This window comes from Sphingopyxis sp. (genome assembly GCF_035998965.1).
Classification (GTDB): Bacteria; Pseudomonadota; Alphaproteobacteria; order Sphingomonadales; family Sphingomonadaceae; genus Sphingopyxis.
On sequence record NZ_DASYHE010000051.1, the window covers coordinates 1 to 3,484 of the forward strand.

Consider the following 3,484-nt stretch of genomic DNA (forward strand, 5'->3'; position numbering starts at 1 on the left):
GCAATCCGCGAAGGCGGTCGTACCGTCGGCGCAGGGGTTGTGGCGACGATCACAAAGTAATATAGGGCCGCGAGCCGCCTGATTCGGAAGCGATTCGGGCGGCTCGTAGCTTAAAGATTTTTAATGGCCGAGCCGGCTTCCACTAGGGGGCCGGAACAAGTCATTTCGGCTCTTTCGCATCGTCAGACGGGATTCGACTGGAATAGTCATGGAAACGCAGAATATTCGCATTCGCCTCAAGGCCTTTGATCACCGCGTGCTCGATCAGGCCACCACCGACATCGCCGATACGGCACGTCGTACCGGAGCGCTTATTCGCGGCCCGATCCCGCTGCCGACGCGCATTGAAAAATTCACCGTGAACCGCGGCCCGCACATCGACAAAAAGTCGCGCGAGCAGTTCGAGGTGCGTACCCACAAGCGGCTGCTCGACATCGTGCAGCCCACTCCGCAGACGGTCGATGCGCTGATGAAGCTCGACCTTGCCGCGGGCGTGAACGTAGAAATCAAGTTGGCCTAAGCCAACGCAGCCCCGGATCTGATCCGGGGTCTCTATCGGCGGCCATTTCGGTGGCTGCATTGTCCGGAGCGATCCGGACCGACGATAGGGTGGATACCGCCGGACCGCTTCCTTGGAAGCAAAAGGGTCCGGGCTGCGTCCCCCGTCTCGCCGCTTCTCCCTAGGGAAGGCGGCACCTCAGCCCGGACGGGGCGACCATCGAAATTCTGGGCTGGGAGGGTTCTCGTTGGGTTTCGGCCTGATGGGGTCCCACACGCCGTGCGGAATGGTCCGTCCGGCCTCTGTTGAGGAGTATGATCATGCGGACTGGCGTGATCGCGAAGAAAATGGGGATGACCCGCCTGTTTCAGGACGACGGCCGCCATGTGCCCGTCACCGTCCTGAGCCTCGAAGGCTGTCAGGTTATCTCTGTACGCGAACAAGAACGCGACGGCTATGTGGCCGTCCAACTCGGTGCCGGATCGGCCAAGGCGAAGAACGTCGCCAAGCCGCAGCGCGGCGCCTTCGGCAAGGCCGAAGTCGAGCCCAAAGCAAAGGTCGTCGAATTCCGCGTCGCTGACGACGCGACGCTCGACATCGGCGCCGAACTGTCGGCCGACCACTTCGTCGCCGGCCAGATCGTCGATATCCAGGGCGTGACCCAGGGTAAGGGCTTTGCCGGTGCGATGAAGCGTTGGGGTTTCGGCGGTATGCGCGCCACCCACGGCGTTTCGATCAGCCACCGTGCGCATGGTTCGACCGGTAACCGCCAGGATCCGGGCCGCGTCTTCAAGAACAAGAAGATGGCCGGTCACATGGGCGCGCGTAATCGCACCCAGCAGAATCTCGAAATCGTCCGCACTGACGTCGAGCGCGGCCTTCTCTTCGTCAAGGGCTCGGTCCCTGGCTCGAAGGGTGGCTGGCTGATGGTCCGCGACGCCGTCAAGCTGCCGCGTCATCCCGAAGCCCCCTATCCGGCGGGCATCAAGAGCGCGGCGAACGCCAATCAAGAAGCCCCGGCTGATGCGCCTGTGGAAACCCCGGTTGAAGACACCGTGGTTGATACGGCCACCACCGACGGCGCACAGGAGTCCTGATCATGAAGGTCAAGGTTCACACCATTGACGGCAAGGCCGGCGCAGACATCGATCTCAATGACGATGTGTTCGGCGTCGACCCGCGCGCCGACATCCTTCACCGCGTTGTCAGCTGGCAGCTCGAAAAGCGCCGCGGTCCGGCCCGTGCCGCTCGCGAACGCAGCGATGTGTCGCGCACCGGCAAGAAGTTCGGCAACCAGAAGGGCGGCGGTACCGCTCGTCACGGCGATCGCGCCGCTCCGATCTTCATCGGCGGCGGTAAGGCGCATGGCCCGCGCGCCCGCACCTTCGGTCACTCGCTGAACAAGAAGATTCGCACCCTCGGCCTGAAAATGGCGCTGAGCGACAAGGCGAAGGGCGGCAAGATCCTTATTCTCGACACGCTCGAGCTCAAGGACGCCAAGACCAAGGCGCTCGCCGGCCAGCTCGGCAAGCTCGAACTCGGCAATCGCGCACTCTTCATCGATGGTGATGCGGTGCACGAAAGCTTCGCCATGGCGTCGGCCAACCTGATCGGCATCAACTCGATGCCGGCGATGGGCGCCAACGTCTATGACATTTTGCGCGCCGATACGCTGGTCCTGACCCGCGCCGGCCTCGAAAAGCTGGAGGCACGTTTCAATGGCTAAGGCAAAAACGGTCGATGCACGTCATTATGACGTGATCCTGGCTCCAGTGATCACCGAAAAATCGACGATGCTCAGCGAAAACAACGCGGTGGTGTTCAAGGTTGCAGGCGATGCGACCAAGCCCGCCATCAAGGCCGCCGTCGAGGCGCTGTTCGATGTCAAGGTGATCGGCGTGAACACGCTCATCACCAAGGGCAAGACCAAGCGCTGGAAGGGCAAACCCTACACCCGCAGCGACGTGAAGAAGGCGATCGTTCGTCTGGCCGAAGGCCAGTCGATCGACGTCACCACCGGCGTCTGATTGTAGGAAGAGGCAAAGAAAATGGCACTTAAGTCCTATAATCCGACCAGCCCCGCGCAGCGCGGCCTGATCCTCGTCGACAAATCGTCGCTGTGGAAGGGCAAGCCCGTCAAGGCGCTGACCGAAGGCAAGAGCAAGACCGGTGGCCGCAACAACAAGGGCCATGTCACCTCGCGTGGTATCGCCGGCGGTCACAAGCAGCGGTATCGCATCGTCGATTTCAAGCGCCGCCTGTGGGACGTCGAAGGCACCGTCGAGCGGCTGGAATATGACCCCAACCGCACCGCGTTCATCGCCCTCGTCAACTATGGCAAGGACGATGCCGGCAAGGACCGCGTCGCTTACATCCTGGCGCCGCAGCGTCTGGCGGTTGGCGACAAGGTGATCGCGGGCAAAAAGACCGACGTGAAGCCGGGCAATGCGATGGAATTGTCGCAAATGCCTGTCGGCACGATCGTCCACAACATCGAAATGAAGCCGGGCAAGGGTGGCCAGATCGCCCGTTCGGCTGGCACCTATGCGCAAGTCGTCGGTCGTGACCGCGGTCTTGTCATCGTGCGTCTCGGTTCGGGCGAACAGCGCTACATTCGCGGCGATTGCATGGGTACTGTTGGCGCGGTTTCGAACCCCGACAACCAGAACACCAACCTCGGCAAGGCCGGTCGCAGCCGCTGGCTCGGCAAGCGCCCGCTGACCCGCGGTGTTGCGAAGAACCCGGTCGATCACCCGCATGGCGGCGGCGAAGGCCGTACCTCGGGCGGCCGTCATCCGGTTACCCCATGGGGCAAGCCGACCAAGGGTGCTCGCACGCGCCACAACAAATCGACCGACAAGATGATCATCCGGTCGCGTCACGCGAAGAAGAAGAGGTAAGCCATGGCTCGCTCGGTCTGGAAGGGTCCTTTTGTGGACCTCCATCTGCTCAAGAAAGCCGAAACGGCCCAGGAAGGCAGCAGCA

At 62.3% G+C, this 3,484-nt stretch carries 5 protein-coding genes and 1 pseudogene; all 6 read left to right on the forward strand.

Annotation, left to right across the window (positions count from 1 at the left end):
- The first annotated feature begins 208 nt into the window (after positions 1–208).
- Positions 209–520, forward strand: a complete 312-nt coding sequence (rpsJ, locus tag VGN68_RS09015) for a 30S ribosomal protein S10 (RefSeq protein ID WP_011543089.1) — start codon at positions 209–211, stop codon at positions 518–520.
- A gap of 299 nt (positions 521–819) precedes the next feature.
- Positions 820–1,596 carry a 50S ribosomal protein L3 gene (rplC, locus tag VGN68_RS09020; protein ID WP_327475903.1) on the forward strand — a complete coding sequence of 259 codons (777 nt, stop codon included), beginning with the start codon at positions 820–822 and terminating at the stop codon, positions 1,594–1,596.
- A 2-nt stretch (positions 1,597–1,598) separates the two neighbouring features.
- Positions 1,599–2,225, forward strand: coding sequence for a 50S ribosomal protein L4 (rplD, locus tag VGN68_RS09025; RefSeq protein WP_327475905.1), 627 nt, complete (start codon positions 1,599–1,601; stop codon positions 2,223–2,225).
- A complete protein-coding gene (locus VGN68_RS09030) occupies positions 2,218–2,526 on the forward strand; it encodes a 50S ribosomal protein L23 (protein ID WP_293701247.1) in 309 nt (102 codons plus the stop codon). Before rplD ends, VGN68_RS09030 begins: the two co-directional genes overlap by 8 nt.
- A gap of 21 nt (positions 2,527–2,547) precedes the next feature.
- Complete coding sequence (rplB, locus tag VGN68_RS09035) at positions 2,548–3,399, forward strand: 50S ribosomal protein L2 (RefSeq protein ID WP_327475907.1); 852 nt, start codon at positions 2,548–2,550, stop codon at positions 3,397–3,399.
- A gap of 3 nt (positions 3,400–3,402) precedes the next feature.
- Positions 3,403–3,484 (forward strand): annotated as a pseudogene (locus tag VGN68_RS09040) (30S ribosomal protein S19); the annotation flags it as partial.